Genomic DNA, 14,764 nt, shown 5'->3' on the forward strand with positions numbered 1-14,764 from the left:
CGCCATCCCACAACCTCGACAGCCAGAGTTCCGCCGATGACCGATCAACCCGCTTCCACTCCTGTCGCGATCGAGAAGGCCGGCGGCCAGGCTGGGCTACTGACCGAAGTCGGGCGTGGCGGCCTGCGGCACTGGGGCGGTTACGTCTACGACGACGAGGATACGCGGCTCCAGGGCCTGCAAGCCGTCCGGCAGTACCGCCGGATGACCAAGGACCCAACCGTCGCGGCGATGCTTTTCGCCCTGACCACTCTACTTCGGTCGGTCAACTGGCGGGTCGAAGCCACGGACGACACCCAGGAGCACAAGGACGCCCGCGACTTCGCCGAAGGGGTGCTCTTCCAGGACATGGAGCACACCTGGAACGACTTCATCGCCGACGCAGCGTCGATGCTGCCCTACGGCTTCGCCCCCTTCGAAATGGTCTACAAGAAGCGGTCCGGCACAGCCAAGGACACGGACCCGATCAAGGGCAGCATCTTCAACGACGGCCGAATCGGGTTGAAGAAGATCGCGCTCCGCCGGCAGGACACAATCCAGCGCTGGTGGTTCGACGATGAGACGGATGACCTGCTCGGCCTCTACCAGCTGGATCCGATGCGGGGAAGGGAAATCCCGATCCCAATGGACCGCTTGGTACTGCTCCGGACAGCGCCGAACAGCGGGAACCCGGAGGGCAAGTCGATCCTCGAGGCTGCTGTCCGGCCCTACGAGCAGCTCCGCGTGTTCGAGCATTCGGAGGCGTCCATTGCGGTCCGCGCCTCCGGTATCGTGACGCTGGGAATTCCGGTGGATGCATATAACGACCCGGCCAAACTGGCGGTCTGGGAAGCGCTGGCGAGGAGTATTTCCGAGGACCGGGCCGGCTACATCGTCCTTCCGACGATCATCGACAAGGAGGGCCGGAAAGTCGACGCCTACACCGTCGGCTATACCGTCGCCGACGGCCGGCGCACGGGCGACTTCACCCCGATCATCGCCCGCAAGAAACAGGAGATCGCCGCCGTCGCGCTGGCCGACTTCATTTTGCTCGGCCACAATAATAAGGGCGCGCTCTCACTCAGCGTCGACAAGACGGACCTCTTCAAGGAGGCCGGAACGGCGATCCTGGGCAGCTTCAGGGACGCTGTGAACCGGATCGTCCTGCCGCGCATCTGGGCGGTGAACGGCCTACCCCGTGAAGTGATGCCAGAGGCCAAGCATGACGACCTTTCGAAGGAGAATCTGCAGGTTCTGTCGGCCTTCCTGACGGCGATGACCAGCGCCGGCATGCAGATGGACGATACCCTGGAGGATGCGCTCCGCACCAAGGCGAACCTGCCGCTCAAGCCGCGCACGGCGGAGACTGAGCATCCCGACCAGCAGCCGGGACCGCCAGCGGGGAGGCCGCCGCCAGCAAAGTCGGGCCGAGCTGGTGGAGACGACGAAGGCGATGGGCTGACCAACGCGGCGCCGGAAACAGCGCAGCAGACAAGCGGGACCAAGCCGCCGGCCAAGCGCTCTTCCAAGCCAGGGCAGTTCGCCAAGGCTGCACCCGAAGACATCGAGGCTCTCGGTCGGGTGCTGCCGGACGATCCCGCTTATCGGGAGGCGCTGGCGGTGCTGGCCGGCGGGCCGATCCCGATCGGCGTCGACCTCGAAGGAGGCGCGCCCGCGGCTGGGCCCGGCCCTTTTCACCAGGCGCTGACCAAGCATAACCCCTACCACGATGCCCGCGGTCGGTTTACGTTCGGCCCGGAAAATGACGGTAGGAACGGCAACAGCGTGAAGGACTTCCTCGAATCCGATGCGTCCGGTTTGGTCGTGGTCGCCAAGCTCCCGGCCGACATCCAGGCTCATCTGGGGGCAAAGACGACGCGGATCTTCCTCTCCTCGGACACTCGGGACTCCCACAAGAAGCACAACTGGACCAGCGAAGACTTCGCGCTTCTTCAAGACCTTCTCGATCACGGCGAGGTCCGGACCGACCGCGACAATCATGTCGTGGTGGCGCACATCAACGGTGTCTGGCGATACGCGGCCGTGAAGGTGACGGGGGATCAGAAGGAGGTCTACCTGTCGTCCTTCCACCGCATGCGCGCGAAGCAGGTCTATGACTTCCCCAACAGGGGTCGTCTGATCCGAGCGGCAAGGAAGGTTTAGGGCGTTGGCCTGGGAGCGAAGCACCCCAGCGGACCCGAAGGCTACCCGGCATCGCAACAATTTTCGCCAACGCCCTGTCGAGAATAATAACGCCTGCGCTCCCCGAATTCAAGCGGAGGCCTCAGCATCGTCCGCCACCTGTCAAGCGGATTCCGGCGGGTAGATGTTCCCACCGCAGGATGGGGCCGACTCGGATCCTCTCAGCGACCTACCCACAAGATATAGTTTTAGGAATGGGGTGCCGGAGCGGGATCTTAGTCAAAGCCTTGGAAAATATGGTTCAAGTAATTTCCATAAGCATCCTTATGTGTTTTTGAGCGGATTCCATACCCGCTACCCGGAATGAAGTCCGCACGGCCATTTCGGCAGAGCAACGCCATGACGACGGAATCAAGCAAACCGATTCGCCGGCCGGTCCTGGCATTGGCAAGCGGCCGACAAGGCCCTGCCCCTCTGGCGGATGCTCCGGTTCGAAGGCCGGATCGCCCGGTACCTGCCGCGATAGTCGAGAACCCTCCATGCCTCTGCCCCACGATTACCTTGACCGGATCGCCGCCCGGCTGGGCCCCGGCATGCGGGAGGCGTTCCTGCGGTCAGTCGAAGGTCTCCGCGCTGGCGCCGATCCGGAGCGCATCGCCGCGCTGCTGGAGGCCGGTGATATTGATGGAGTGATTGAGGTGCTCGGGCTGCGCGACCCGGCATGGCTGAACCGTTTTCGGGTTGCTGTGGCGGAAGCGTTCGTCGCTGGCGGGAAGGAGACCCATGGCGGCCTCGCCCAGGTCATCGCCGATGCCATCGCGGAGGACGCCCTCCCCGCCGCGGCGGAGAACCGGATCGCGGTGGCCTTCGGTGTCCGCAACCTGCCGGCGGAGAGAGCGCTGCGGGACTATGACCTGTCCCTTATCCGGGAGATTGACGACAACACGGTGGAGGGCATCCGCGTCGCCCTGACCCGTGGCATGGAAGCTGGTCGGAACCCGCGTCAGGTGGCGCTGGACCTCTGCGGCCGCATCGGCGCCGACGGTCTGCGGGAAGGTGGCATCCTCGGGCTGACCGCCATCCAGGCCGGCCATGTCGAGAACGCCCGCACGGAGCTGTCCTCTACTGATCCAGCGACGCTACGCCGTTTCCTGGGGCGCGAACTGCGGGACCGCCGGTATGACCCCGCGGTGCTGCGCGCCATCAACGCCGGTACCGCACTCCCCGACGCGGTGCAGGAAAAGGTCGGCAACGCCTATGCGAACGCCTTCCTCCAATACCGGGCGGAGATGGTGGCGCGGACGGAGGCGCTTCGGGCCGCGTCGGTCGGGCAGGAGGCGGCACTGCTGAACGCCGTTGCCACCGGTGCGTTGGAGGCCGGCAATGTCCGGTCCTTCTGGATCGACACGGACGATAGCCGCACCAGGCCGGCGCACCGGGAAATCCACAGCATGAACCCGGACGGCCGGGTGCTGGGGGAGCCCTTCGATACGCCGCTCGGCCCGATGCGCTACCCGCGCGACCCGGCCGGCACGGCGGAGAACGTCATCGGGTGCCGGTGCTGGCGGCAGGTCAGGATCGGCGGCACCGGAAACAAGTGGCTCGACATGCTGGACGAGCCGTTGCCGTCCCGGCCACAGTAGGATCCAGCACTATTTCCCCTTCCGCATCGCGGTCAGCAGCAGCCCCGCGGTGATGGTGTAGATCGTCTCCGCCGCCGCACGCATCGCCGTGCGGGCCGCCACCGTCTCGCAACGGTCCGCTTCGAGACCGAGTTCATCGGCAATCGATATCAGCCGCTCGTGCGCATCTTGGTCGGTAATCGGGGCGGGTTGCGTCTCGTCCATAGCCCGCACCGTAGCACGACCGCAGTGGCCGACTGAGTCCAATCGGCCGGCGCGGATTCGCCTCCTCCCCTTACCGACATGAGGCACCACCATGTTCAACATCACCGCCACCGGCGGGCAATCGGACACGCTCGTTATCACCGATGTCCGCTCCGGTGCCGTCGTCAAGGATCCTGCGTTCACCGCCCTGGATGTCCGGTTCCGCTCCGGTCATCCCATCATCGCCAACGGCATCGTGGAGGTCATCCGGCCCGACCTGGAGGTCCAGAGCTTCGACTGGCTGAGTCGCCACCCTATCACCGATCACCTCGCCCCGCTGGCCGCCATGGAATTCCGAGACGGCGCCCGGATCGAGTTCGCCGCCAACGGCGCCGCTACGGTAGAACCGGTGCGGGAACCCGCGCCGGCGCCGGTGAAGGAAGAGTACCGCTGCGACATGTCGCGCGTCACGGCACTGCTAACCAACGACGCGGCGGGCGCCACCAAAACCATCGCAGCCCTGGCCCGCGCGCAACTCGCCGAAGGGCGGAGCATTGTAGTACTGGGAGGCCAGTCCGACAGCTACCGGATGGGCCGGCTGCTCGGCCTGGAGAATAACCGGTCGATCACGATCTTCGGCGGCTACAACGTGGACCACACGACAGCGCACGAGCAGATGTCCTTCGACGCGCTGCTGGTCGACAACGCCGACGCCTTCAGCGTCGCGGACTTCCGCAAGCTGGTCGACTGGGCCACGCGCTGCGGCGCCTCGCGGATCTTCGCGGTCAACCCGCCGGCCAAGCCGCAGAAGGTGACGGTCAGCCTGGAGGCGGCCTTCGATGCCCGCGAGATGCTGCACGCCGTCGCCAAGTCCATGTTCGGCGACGATGTCCCTGCGCCGGCGGACGACGTGTCGACCACGGAGATGACCGAGGCCATCGCCTTCCATCTGCGGCTGATGGCAACGCCCGTCAGCAAGGAGGTGGGCGACATGCTGGCGTCTGCATCCACGCTGATGTCGACCATCGAATGCGCCGCTGCGACGCTGACCGACGGCGCCGGTAAGCTGATGGACGTTCCGCCCGCCAACTTCTGGACGGTGATCCGGCCGGCCGCGGTGGTGCGTGACGGGACGCTGGAAGACGCGGTGATCGCCGCCGGCCCGGCGGTGACCGGCTTCGCCGTCGCTGGTGAGGCGGGACCGCCCCTCTCCACCGTCAACGCCTGACGAGAGGCCAGACCATGGCCCTGATCGTTGAGGATGGCTCCCTCCCCGCTGGGGCCAACGCCGCTGTGACGGTGGCGGAAGTCGACGCCTTCGCCGCCGACAACACGATGACCGAAGGGGTGGCGGACTGGGTGGGTGCCACGATCCCGTCGAAGGAGGCCGCAATCCGCGCTGCGACCCGCTATCTCGCCGGCCTGCGCTGGCGGGGGGCTGCCCGCGGGCGCCTTGCCTTTCCCCGCTCCGGCTGCACGGAACTGAACGGACCGGCCATCGGTGACACCGAGATCCCGTGGCGGTACCAGGAAGCGGCCTGCATGCTGACACTGAAGGCGCTGTCCGGCCCGCTGCTGGAAGATACCGCCACCGGCATCCGAAGCGTGAAGGCTGGCCCGGTGGATGTGGAGTTCGAACCTGGCCAGGGTGCAGGCACCGAATTCACCGAAGTCCTGTCGCTGCTGCGCCCCCTGCTCCAGTCCGGCGGCGACTTGGTGACAGCGCCTATCTTCGGACGGCCGGTGCCCCTTCCTCCCGACGTCTTCTGAACCCGGAGCCGCTACCAGATGGCCGATTCCTTCCTCGACGTGCTGAAGAGGTCGGGGGCCTCTCCGGCTGCCACGTCAACATCCCCTGCCCCGCTGACCTTCGGCGCCGCGCTGGTGGCCAAGGCGCACTTCCGCCACGGAGATGGCAAGTTCCGCACCGGGAAGCCGGTGCTGCTCTCTGAACTCGCCGACCTGGAAGCGGATGTCCCGGCCGACGATCCGGGGTTACTGGACGCGGTCGCGAAATATGCCGCTGGAGAGACGCCACCGCCCATCGACGTCGCGGTCGACCCGGACGGCAAGAGGGTGCTGATCCGCGGCAAAAAGCGGCTGGCTGCCGCCCGCACCACGGGGCAGGAGACGATCCCGGTGCGCTTCACCCCGGTCGCAGAGCCGTTCGGCAAGGCTGAAGGCGCCGCCGCGCCGGCGCGCACCCTCCAGCCAATCGACGACAGGACCAGCTATCCGCCCTTCCCCTACGACCAGACGGTGTTCGCCCGGCTGCGGCCGGATCAGGTCCCGCGCTTCCTGGGCCTGTTGACCGATCCCGAGCGCTGGCCGCTCCAGACGGTGAAGCTGTCCGACCTGCTGGCGATGCAGAACCGCGTCGACACCGCCAAGGTCCAGGCCAAGGTGGAGAACGGCGGCGGCGGACACGAGCCCATCGTCGTCGCGCTGGAACCCGGCCGGCTGCACATCGCCGATGGTCACCACGACCTGGCTGCGGCGTGGCTGCGCGGCGAGGATGAGAAGGCGGTGCGGTTCGCCGACCTGACGCCGGTCACCAACGTGCTGAAGGCGGACATGCCGGTGGCGCCCGGCACGAAGGTTCGGATCAAGCCGGAGCACAGCGCCGACAACTGGTTCCTGGAGCGCGTTGGCGACGCTATTGGGGAGGTGATCGCTTCCTGGGTGGTGCAGGAGGGGGACAACGCCGGCAAGGTGGCGCTGGCCGTCGAGTGGCTGACGCCGGGCATCAGCGGTATGTACCGGGGCCTCGACGCGGCGAAGGTGGAGGTGTTGACCGAACCAGACACGGCCACCGAAGATATTGGCAAAGCCACCCCTCAGGTGCCTGCCGTCGGCGACATCGTCGACTTCGATGATGACCGCTTCACCGACAAGGGGCCGGCCTCCGGCCCGGTCGCCGCGGTGATCCGGAACAGCGTCATCATCGACTTCGGTTCCGGCCGGCCGGACGATCTCGCCGTGGTCGACTGGTCCGTCGTCACCAAGCAGGCCAAGGCGGACCGGTGGACGAAGCCCAGCGGCAAGGTGTGGTGGTCGGTCCACGGAAAGCCGGACGATCCGGCGCCGGCCGACGGCGTCACGAAGTGCGGCGCCAGCCCGGCATTCACCCTCGACGCCAAGATCTGCAAGGTCGACAACGACCAGCGGCTCGTCTTCGGCTGGTTCAGCATCGTCGAGATCGACGGCCAGCCGATCACCGACCGGGAAGGCGACCGCGTCGCGCCGGCAGAGTTGGAGAAGGCGGCCTACGGCCATGTGCTCAACGCCCGGGTGGCGTCCGACACGCATGTCCTGATCGGCGTCGGCAGCCTTGTCGAGTCCTGCATTTTCACCGTCGAGAAGCAGCAGGCGATGTTGGCCTCCCTGCAAGCCATGGGCATCCCGGCGGTGCTGGACCTGCACTGCGTCGGCTGGTGGGGCGGCTACTACATCACTTCCGACAAGGTCTGGGAGGCGGTGAAGGCCGGCGACTACGTCAGCTTCAGCATCGGCGGCAATGGCACCAGGACGCCGGACGCCGGCCGCCGATATCTGACCTAACATTACTGAGTTGGATTGATTGCACACTCAGCCTTCATCGGTACTATATCAACCGGAGAGACACACAACGCAACCACGTAGTCGTTCACAAGAACAAATGTCATCCCATTAAAGCGGCCTGCATTTGGTATAGTATCAACTATCTTGAACCCGCTTTTTAGCAACGTCGTCATGTCTAGAACGACTGCCCTGAATCCTCTCGGCCATACCATCGGTTCCGTAGCTTGAGCATGTGCACTTGCTGAAAACAGCACGACAGCGCAAGCCATCAACAAAGCACGAAACATCAGATCACCCTCCGGCTAGATTGTTCGGATGCAAGTATCAGTTAGGTTGAATAACAGAGTCTTTCTCCCGCAACAATCGTATCTACCATCGAAAATGATGCAGAATTGGCCGCCGGGCACCCCGCCTGAGCGGTCTTTTCGTGCTCCCTTCCCTGCCCAATGAGGCCCGCCGATGTCGGACAAATCCGTCGCCGACCTCTCCAACATGCAGATCACGGAAGTCGCCGTCTGCCGGCAAGGAATGAACCAGGGCGCCAAGGTGGCGCTCTTCAAGTCGGCTGACGGCACGCCATCCTCTTCCACCAGCAGCGAGGTTCCCTCGATGTCCACCGCCTCCGGCACGGCGCCGCCTGGCACCGTCGCCAAGAACGACTTCACACCCTGCACCGCCTGCAAGGATCCGGCCGCCTGCACCAAGGCCGGCGCCTGCTCGATCGAAGCCGACAAGACCAAGAACACGGTGACCAAGGCCGCACCGCTGGCCATCCCGACGGCGGCGCCCGCCACCGATCCCCTCGCCAAGTCGGCGAAGGAGATCATGGATGACCTGTTCAAGGGCATCGCCAATCCGGCACCCGGCCTCGTCGCGGGCGTGATGAAGGCGGTCGCCGACGCCAAGGACATCGGCGGCGCCGAGGTCAAGAAGGCCACCGACGCGATCGAAGCCGGCAACGCCGCCCTGGCGAAGGCGGACGACGACGATGCCAAGACGTTCAGCCAGGTTCTGCCCGCGGAGCTGGCCTGGAACGAGATGTGGCGGATGAACGACGCCCTGACGGCCTCCTTCACGTCCATCCTGCGGTCCACCCAAGACGACGCCTCGAAGATCCAGATGATCGAGGCGTCGCTCGACGAATTCCGGACCATCGTCGGCCGGCGCATGGCCGCGCTCATTGCCGCGGCCAATGCCGGAACCGACGCGCTGATCAAGTCCGGCCCGGCCAGCAGCGCCGGCGCACAGACGCCCCCCACCACCCCCGTCAACAAGGGAGATTCCGCCGTGAGCGGCAACAACACCCCGCCCCTCTCCGACACGCTCGCCAAGGCCGCCACCGTCGACGACATCCTCAAGGCCCTGCCGGATGGCGCCGCCAAGCTGGTGACCGACGCCATCGCCAAGGGTGGCGCTGCCACCCAGGAGGATCCCATCGCCAAGGCGCTGGCGGAAAGCCCCCTCCTGAAGGCGCAGTTCGAGGCCATGCAGAAGACGGTGGACGAGGCCACCGCCATCGCCAAGGCCGAGAAGGAAGCCCGCGAGCACACCGCCCGCGTCGCCAAGGCCGGCACCGATTTCCCGCACCTGCCGACGTCGCCCGAGAACATGGCCGGCGTCCTGAAGGCCATGGAAGGCCTGGACGAGCCCGTGCGCAAGACGCTGGAGGAAGTCCTGAAGGCCGGCAACGAGGCCATCGGCAAGAAAGTGCTGGGTGGCGAGATCGGCACCAGCATGGTCAGCAAGGCCGGGGCGTACACCACGTTGGCAACGATCGACTCCAAGGCCGCCGACCTGATGAAGGTGGACGCCTCACTCACCAAGGCCGACGCGATCGAGAAGGTTCTCGACTCCGACGTCCAGCTTCAGAAGGCCTACCTGGAGGAGATGAAGTAAAATGGCCGCCACCCAGATCAGCGATCTCGAAGCATTCCCGGCCGGCGCCGACCTGTCCGGCAAGCAGTTCCACGCCGTCAAGTTCAACGGGTCCGGCACCATCGTCGCGGCCGGTGACGGTGACGACATCGTCGGCATCCTGGAGGACAAGCCGAAGCAGGGCGAGCAGTGCACCGTGGCTCTGGCCGGTCGTCCGAAGGCCAAGCTCGGCGGCAACGTCGCCGCCGGAGACCGGCTCGCGGTCAATGCCAATGCCCAGCTCATCGTTGCCGCCGCCGGCAAGCGCATCGTCGCCAAGGCGATGGAGGCCGGTGCCAGCGGCGAGATCATCCAGGTCAAGATCATCGACGCCGGCGCGCTCGTCCCGTCTCCGTAACCGCCGAGCCAGCTGCTTCCCAGACCCAGCAGCCCGCCCTTCCCGGCGGGCTTCTTTTTTGCCACCGCCATAAGGAGAGCGGGCAAACATGCCGAATCCCACTCCGCGCGACATGCACGTCGATACGCTGCTGACCAACATGTCGGTCGGCTACGTCCAGTCCCAGGATAAATTCTTCGCCAACAAGCTGTTCCCCACCGTCCCGGTGATGAAGCAGACCGACCTCTATCCGGTCTGGCCGAAGGGTGCCTTCTTCCGCGATCAGGTCAAGGCCCGCCCGCTGGGCGGCGCCGTTCCCATCGTCGGCTTCGACGTCGGGACGGCGAGCTACATCTGCACCGAGTACGGCCTCGGCACCATGATCGACGACCGCACCCGCGCCAACGCCGACAAGCCCTTCAACCCTGACAAGGCCAGTATGCGGCTGCTGGTCGGCCAGCACCTCATCAAGCGGGACCGCATCGCCGCGACCACATATCTCAAGACCGGCGTCTGGGGCACCGACTTGGCCGGCGTCGCTTCCGCCCCAAGCGCCGGCCAGTTTCTGCGGTTCGACCAGTCCGGCTCCGACCCGATCGGCGTGATCTCGAAATACAAGGACCGGGTTGCGGAGCAGACCGGTTACGAGCCGAATGTGCTGACGCTGGGCCGCGCGACCAAGCGCATCCTGAAGGAACACCCGCAGATCGTCGGCAAGATCCAGTACACCCAGAAGGGCATCATCACCGACGCGCTGCTGGCCGAGCTGTTCGAGGTGGAGCGCATCCTGACCCCGTCGGCCATCTACAACACGGCGAAGGAAGGCGGCACCGACAACCTGACCTTCATCGTGGACAGCAAGTGCATGCTGCTGTCCTACGCAGCCAGTGAGCCGGCGATGGAGGAGCCGTCCGGCGGCTACACTTTCGCCTGGACCGGCCTGCTCCCCGGCGCCACGGCCGACTGGGGTGGGGTGATCGAGCGCGGCCGTGAGGGCCGCAACCACTCCGACTACATCGAGGCCCGCGCCGCCTACGACATCAAGCTGGTCTGCCCGGATGTCGGCGTCTTCTTCTCCGATGTGGTCGGCGACTGATCCAGTATGCCTTATACCGCAGCGAAGCGGCTACGTTGGGGGGATGGGTTCATCGAGATCGGTGATTCCGTCCCCGACAACGAGCCGGGCCGCCGTTACGACCTGATGGTTCGATACGGCGAAATCACCGGAGCCCCCGCCACACCAGTTGGCGAAACGGCGGTGGCTCTTGTCACGCAGCAGGAACCAGCGCCTCCGGACGAGCTGGCCGGCATGTCGTCCCTGCCGGCGATCAACTTGGAGACGGCCACCAAGCGGGAGCTAATGGCTTGGATCGGCACGGTCACCGGCAAGGAGCCGGGGCCGGCAAGCAAGGAGGAGACACTTCGCGCCCGCGTCGCCGAGATCCTGGCTGGGCATGTCTCCAGCACCGCGTCCGACCAGGGCGAGCAGGATGGGGGCTCTCAATCCATCGAGCAGGACCGCGAACCCCAGCAGCAGCCCGAGCAGCGGCTGTCGCAAGTCACCACCAGCGCACCGGTGATGACGCCCGCCGAACCGGCCATGCGAACGGCCTGACCGTCGCAGTCGCAGCCGTCCGGTCCAGTCCGGCGGCTGCGGCTCTGCCCGGCCGGCATGGCCAGTCCGTGCAAACCAGAAGGAGACCCGGCCATGCGCAATGCCGCACGCCTGACAATGGGGTTGCTGGTCGGCGCGATAGCCCTCATCGCCGTCGCCGCCGACGCACAGCAGCCTCTTTCCCCCAACCCGATCCCTCCGAACATCGACAGCTTCTCCACCGCCGCCGCCGCTCTGCTCCAGGTCCTGTACAGCGGCGGCCCGGTCGTCATGATCGTGACCGTTCTGAGCTTCTTCGCCACCACCGCTTGGCTGATCTACTCGCTCCGTTTCCTGGTCAAGCCGGTCGGCTCCGTCATCCTGATGTTCCGGCAGGGCACGACCGAGCGGGAGCAGGAACTGGAAAAGAAGCTGACCGCCGCCGAGAAAAAGCTCAGCACGATGGAGGGCCTCATTGGGCAAATGCAGCACCAGCTCGAAGAGCAGGATCAGATCCTGAAGGCTCTAATCCCGTATGTCGATCCGAAGAAGTTCGACCCGGCCGTCCTTCAGAACATCTTCAAGAGGGCGGCCCTGGTGCCGCAGGGGGCATGATGAGGGGCCGCCACAAACTCTTCGGCATCCTGGCAGCCGGCGTCATCGCTGCGGGTGTCGTTGGCACTATCATCACCCCCACCGGGCGCGGCGTAACCCGCGCCGAGCAGACCGACACTTGGTGGTCGGAGCGGCGTGTCGGCCGTATGCGACGGCGCATGAAGCCTCCAGAGCGGACATCCCGCCACGAGATTGGCCGGCGCCTCTGGCAGATTGCCGACGGCGCCCTGACTGCCGCGAATGGGCTGGTGACTCGGGTGGGGCGATGACGACGCGCCTCTTCCGGACCATCGCCCGGACCGTCGCCAGGGCGGTCCCAGCCGCCGGAGCCGCCTACGACCTCCTCCTGCAGCAGGAGGTCAGCGGCACAGCGACCGTCGATGACGCCTTCGCCTCAGGCGCCACCAGCATCGACCTGACCGGCATCCCAGACGCTTTCGGCGCGTCGCTGCTGATCGGGGACACCTTGCGGATCGGGGCCGACCCGACCCCGTACACCGTCATCGCGCCGGCGCCGGTGACCGCCGGGAGGGCAGGAGGGGTGGCACTGTCCCCTGTCCTCTCCTTCCAAGCAAACGATGGTGGCGCCGTCGACCTTTCCCGATCGGCTTCGCACCTCTGCAAAGGGCTGGAGACCGGCTACGCCACCTACTCCGTGGCTCAGAGCGACGTCCGCGCCACCGACGTCAAGGTGCTGATCCTGGCCGGCACCTTGCCGGCGGGCGTCACGCCCAAATCCGGCGATCGCATCACGACGCCGAAGCGCACGGTCACCGTCGTCCCGACCAGTACGCCCGGTCGGCCGGCGGTAACCACTGACCCCGCTGACGCTACCCACGAATGCCGCTGCGCCTGAGGCCGGTGGCGTCCTCCCCTTCCGTTTCGAGTTTCTGGATATGATCGACCTCACATCCTTCTTCTACACGGCAGCGGCAAGCTATGACTCCCGCCGCTCCGGTTCCGGCGCCATCTCCCGGCCCGACCGTCTCGGCCAGCCGTTTCCGTCACCCCACCGCCGCCCCCTACGTCCATGGAGCCGGCCTGTCCGTTGCTGAAGTGACCCGTCGCGTCTATGGCACCATGGAAGCTCCGGCACGGCAGCCTGCGCTGGCCGTGGTCGCCGAGACGACATCCAGCAAGCCAAGAAAGCTGCCGTCACGTCTCGGTAGTCGCCGCCATATTCCTGCCCGGACGCGATAGACCATTTATCGGCGTGATGACGCAATATTTGGAATCACGCTCATGAAATCCGCCAAAAACTTGGGAATTTCCGACCTGATAGTTAGCGACGCTCTTGCATGTAGAAATTCACTGCGCTTACGGTGAATGGAGGTAAGCAATTCTATAGGAGTCCCGAAGTGGAGATGCAAACGCCGATCAGCATTGTTGTGCTGACGGACATGACCGCGAAGGTCGTCGCAGCCTATGTCGGCAGAAACCAGGTCCCGATCGACCAGCTTCCCAATCTCATCGACACGGTCCACAAGGCACTGCGCGATGCCGGCAAGAAGCGGGAGGCCATTCCAGATACGTTAGTGCCCGCCGTTCCGATCCGCAAGTCAGTCATGCCCGACTATCTGGTCTGCCTGGAGGACGGCAAGAAAATGAAGATGCTGAAACGGCATCTGAGGACCGTTTACAACCTGTCGCCTGAGGAATACCGCGCGAAGTGGGGCCTGCCGCCGGACTATCCTATGGTCGCGCCGAACTACGCCTCTGCGCGGTCGGAAATGGCCAAGAAGATAGGCCTGGGCAAAGGCAATACCCGCACGTCGCGAACCAACACGAGGGCCGCATAATGGCCAACACCGTCACCAAGCCAGACCTGATCAAGCACATCGCCCAGGAGGCCGGCCTCACCAAGGACGGCTCCACCAAGGCGGCGGATGCTGTTCTCTCCTTCTTCACCGACGCCCTGGAGCGTGGCGACACCATCCAGTTCCGTGGAGCTTTCACGATCTCGTCGACCGAGACGGTGGCGCGCGAAGGCCGCAACCCGCGCACCGGCGAGAAGGTCATGATCCCGGCCGGCCGTCGCTACAAGATCAAGGTCGCCAAGGGCGCCAGCGAGGAATGAGCGGATGGGCGCGAACGACAACCCGACGCTGACCCGCCACGTTCGTGTCGCGCCTTCCAGACCGTACATCCCCCCTGTCATCGGCTCGACTATCCCTCCAACCGTCAATCCGCTCCTGACGATCAGGTTGGCCGGGGCGGTCGGGTGGGTGGCGCTGTACGATGGCGGGGAGATGATGCGGCGCTCGGAGACCTTCCCGCCACCACCGGGGGAATGGGCATTCGGCCCAGGCGGTTCCCCCTGCATCGTCAGCCCGCCGGTCTTCACCCTGACGGCCGACGTTATCGGAACTGACCTCCCTCCTTCCCACATCTTCCGACCGGACGAATTGTCCGCCTGGACGCTCCAGCATGCCGCTGGCCGCATGCTGGACGAAGGCTTCATCAAGATCTTCCCCAGTTGGTCCGCCAAACCCCAGCAGAACCCCATCGAGCAGATGACGGCGGCCATCGCCAAAGCCACCGCCGCGGGACAGTATGACGCCGCGGCCCGGATGAGCGAGGCGCTGAACAGCATGGCGAACATGGCGAAGGTCGCCGCGCAGGCGACCGGCGGCGTACCTCCCGACCAGCAGGCCAACCGACGTCAGCGTCGGACAGAGGCCCGCGGCAAGCGGCGCTGACTCAGTCATACCAATTCCGGAAAGTTCCGACCTGTGGTCGGCACTTTCCGGGCCCTCAGACGCCGGGCGGCCCGCGTCCGCAGGCCTTGGCTTCGCG

General features: G+C 65.7%; 15 protein-coding genes. 14 read left to right on the top strand and 1 reads right to left on the bottom strand.

The window, feature by feature from the left end; translation table 11 throughout:
- Positions 1 to 36 precede the first annotated feature (36 nt).
- Positions 37 to 2,142: a hypothetical protein gene (locus tag ABMY26_RS00200; RefSeq protein ID WP_372393942.1), complete on the top strand. Its 2,106-nt coding sequence runs from the start codon at positions 37 to 39 to the stop codon at positions 2,140 to 2,142.
- Positions 2,143 to 2,660: 518 nt separating this feature from the next.
- Positions 2,661 to 3,764: a hypothetical protein gene (locus ABMY26_RS00205; RefSeq protein WP_372393944.1), complete on the top strand. Its 1,104-nt coding sequence runs from the start codon at positions 2,661 to 2,663 to the stop codon at positions 3,762 to 3,764.
- Positions 3,765 to 3,773: 9 nt separating this feature from the next.
- Here ABMY26_RS00205 and ABMY26_RS00210 read toward each other — a convergent pair whose 3' ends face one another.
- On the bottom strand, positions 3,774 to 3,968 hold the full coding sequence (locus ABMY26_RS00210) for a hypothetical protein (protein WP_372393946.1): 195 nt from the start codon (positions 3,966 to 3,968) through the stop codon (positions 3,774 to 3,776).
- A 91-nt stretch (positions 3,969 to 4,059) separates the two neighbouring features.
- Between ABMY26_RS00210 and ABMY26_RS00215 the strand changes: the two genes are divergently transcribed.
- The 12 genes from ABMY26_RS00215 to ABMY26_RS00270 all read left to right on the top strand — a co-directional run bounded on the left by ABMY26_RS00215 (position 4,060) and on the right by ABMY26_RS00270 (position 14,667).
- Positions 4,060 to 5,175, top strand: a complete 1,116-nt coding sequence (locus ABMY26_RS00215) for a hypothetical protein (RefSeq protein ID WP_372393948.1) — start codon at positions 4,060 to 4,062, stop codon at positions 5,173 to 5,175.
- A 14-nt stretch (positions 5,176 to 5,189) separates the two neighbouring features.
- Positions 5,190 to 5,717 (top strand): DnaT-like ssDNA-binding protein, encoded by a 528-nt coding sequence (locus tag ABMY26_RS00220; protein ID WP_372393950.1) that lies wholly within the window; start codon positions 5,190 to 5,192, stop codon positions 5,715 to 5,717.
- A gap of 18 nt (positions 5,718 to 5,735) precedes the next feature.
- Complete coding sequence (locus ABMY26_RS00225) at positions 5,736 to 7,508, top strand: XkdF-like putative serine protease domain-containing protein (protein WP_372393952.1); 1,773 nt, start codon at positions 5,736 to 5,738, stop codon at positions 7,506 to 7,508.
- Between the two features lie 459 nt (positions 7,509 to 7,967).
- Positions 7,968 to 9,404, top strand: coding sequence for a hypothetical protein (locus ABMY26_RS00230; RefSeq protein WP_372393954.1), 1,437 nt, complete (start codon positions 7,968 to 7,970; stop codon positions 9,402 to 9,404).
- A 1-nt stretch (position 9,405) separates the two neighbouring features.
- On the top strand, positions 9,406 to 9,780 hold the full coding sequence (locus ABMY26_RS00235) for a capsid cement protein (RefSeq protein ID WP_372393956.1): 375 nt from the start codon (positions 9,406 to 9,408) through the stop codon (positions 9,778 to 9,780).
- An 88-nt stretch (positions 9,781 to 9,868) separates the two neighbouring features.
- Positions 9,869 to 10,855 (top strand): hypothetical protein, encoded by a 987-nt coding sequence (locus ABMY26_RS00240; RefSeq protein ID WP_372393958.1) that lies wholly within the window; start codon positions 9,869 to 9,871, stop codon positions 10,853 to 10,855.
- Between the two features lie 6 nt (positions 10,856 to 10,861).
- Positions 10,862 to 11,374, top strand: a complete 513-nt coding sequence (locus tag ABMY26_RS00245; protein ID WP_372393960.1) for a hypothetical protein — start codon at positions 10,862 to 10,864, stop codon at positions 11,372 to 11,374.
- Between the two features lie 93 nt (positions 11,375 to 11,467).
- Positions 11,468 to 11,968, top strand: coding sequence for a hypothetical protein (locus ABMY26_RS00250; RefSeq protein ID WP_372393962.1), 501 nt, complete (start codon positions 11,468 to 11,470; stop codon positions 11,966 to 11,968).
- Between the two features lie 265 nt (positions 11,969 to 12,233).
- Positions 12,234 to 12,824 (top strand): hypothetical protein, encoded by a 591-nt coding sequence (locus ABMY26_RS00255; protein ID WP_372393964.1) that lies wholly within the window; start codon positions 12,234 to 12,236, stop codon positions 12,822 to 12,824.
- Between the two features lie 508 nt (positions 12,825 to 13,332).
- Positions 13,333 to 13,767 (top strand): MucR family transcriptional regulator, encoded by a 435-nt coding sequence (locus tag ABMY26_RS00260; RefSeq protein ID WP_372393990.1) that lies wholly within the window; start codon positions 13,333 to 13,335, stop codon positions 13,765 to 13,767.
- Complete coding sequence (locus ABMY26_RS00265) at positions 13,767 to 14,045, top strand: HU family DNA-binding protein (RefSeq protein WP_372393966.1); 279 nt, start codon at positions 13,767 to 13,769, stop codon at positions 14,043 to 14,045. The genes ABMY26_RS00260 and ABMY26_RS00265 overlap by 1 nt, the downstream gene beginning before the upstream one ends.
- A 4-nt stretch (positions 14,046 to 14,049) precedes the next feature.
- Positions 14,050 to 14,667: a hypothetical protein gene (locus tag ABMY26_RS00270; protein WP_372393967.1), complete on the top strand. Its 618-nt coding sequence runs from the start codon at positions 14,050 to 14,052 to the stop codon at positions 14,665 to 14,667.
- Positions 14,668 to 14,764 lie beyond the last annotated feature (97 nt).

The sequence above is a fragment of the Azospirillum sp. HJ39 genome, from assembly GCF_041507355.1.
Lineage (GTDB): Bacteria > Pseudomonadota > Alphaproteobacteria > Azospirillales > Azospirillaceae > Azospirillum > Azospirillum thiophilum.

Bases quoted from the DNA above. Each gene is read 5' to 3' on its own strand.
- ABMY26_RS00240 (WP_372393958.1), top strand. From the start codon at position 9,869: ATGCCGAATCCCACTCCGCGCGACATGCACGTCGATACGCTGCTGACC.
- ABMY26_RS00245 (WP_372393960.1), top strand. From the start codon at position 10,862: ATGCCTTATACCGCAGCGAAGCGGCTACGTTGGGGGGATGGGTTCATC.
- ABMY26_RS00260 (WP_372393990.1), top strand. From the start codon at position 13,333: ATGCAAACGCCGATCAGCATTGTTGTGCTGACGGACATGACCGCGAAG.
- ABMY26_RS00235 (WP_372393956.1), top strand. From the start codon at position 9,406: ATGGCCGCCACCCAGATCAGCGATCTCGAAGCATTCCCGGCCGGCGCC.
- ABMY26_RS00225 (WP_372393952.1), top strand. From the start codon at position 5,736: ATGGCCGATTCCTTCCTCGACGTGCTGAAGAGGTCGGGGGCCTCTCCG.
- ABMY26_RS00215 (WP_372393948.1), top strand. From the start codon at position 4,060: ATGTTCAACATCACCGCCACCGGCGGGCAATCGGACACGCTCGTTATC.
- ABMY26_RS00200 (WP_372393942.1), top strand. From the start codon at position 37: ATGACCGATCAACCCGCTTCCACTCCTGTCGCGATCGAGAAGGCCGGC.
- ABMY26_RS00220 (WP_372393950.1), top strand. From the start codon at position 5,190: ATGGCCCTGATCGTTGAGGATGGCTCCCTCCCCGCTGGGGCCAACGCC.
- ABMY26_RS00230 (WP_372393954.1), top strand. From the start codon at position 7,968: ATGTCGGACAAATCCGTCGCCGACCTCTCCAACATGCAGATCACGGAA.
- ABMY26_RS00210 (WP_372393946.1), bottom strand. From the start codon at position 3,968: ATGGACGAGACGCAACCCGCCCCGATTACCGACCAAGATGCGCACGAG.
- ABMY26_RS00255 (WP_372393964.1), top strand. From the start codon at position 12,234: ATGACGACGCGCCTCTTCCGGACCATCGCCCGGACCGTCGCCAGGGCG.
- ABMY26_RS00205 (WP_372393944.1), top strand. From the start codon at position 2,661: ATGCCTCTGCCCCACGATTACCTTGACCGGATCGCCGCCCGGCTGGGC.
- ABMY26_RS00270 (WP_372393967.1), top strand. From the start codon at position 14,050: ATGGGCGCGAACGACAACCCGACGCTGACCCGCCACGTTCGTGTCGCG.
- ABMY26_RS00250 (WP_372393962.1), top strand. From the start codon at position 11,468: ATGCGCAATGCCGCACGCCTGACAATGGGGTTGCTGGTCGGCGCGATA.
- ABMY26_RS00265 (WP_372393966.1), top strand. From the start codon at position 13,767: ATGGCCAACACCGTCACCAAGCCAGACCTGATCAAGCACATCGCCCAG.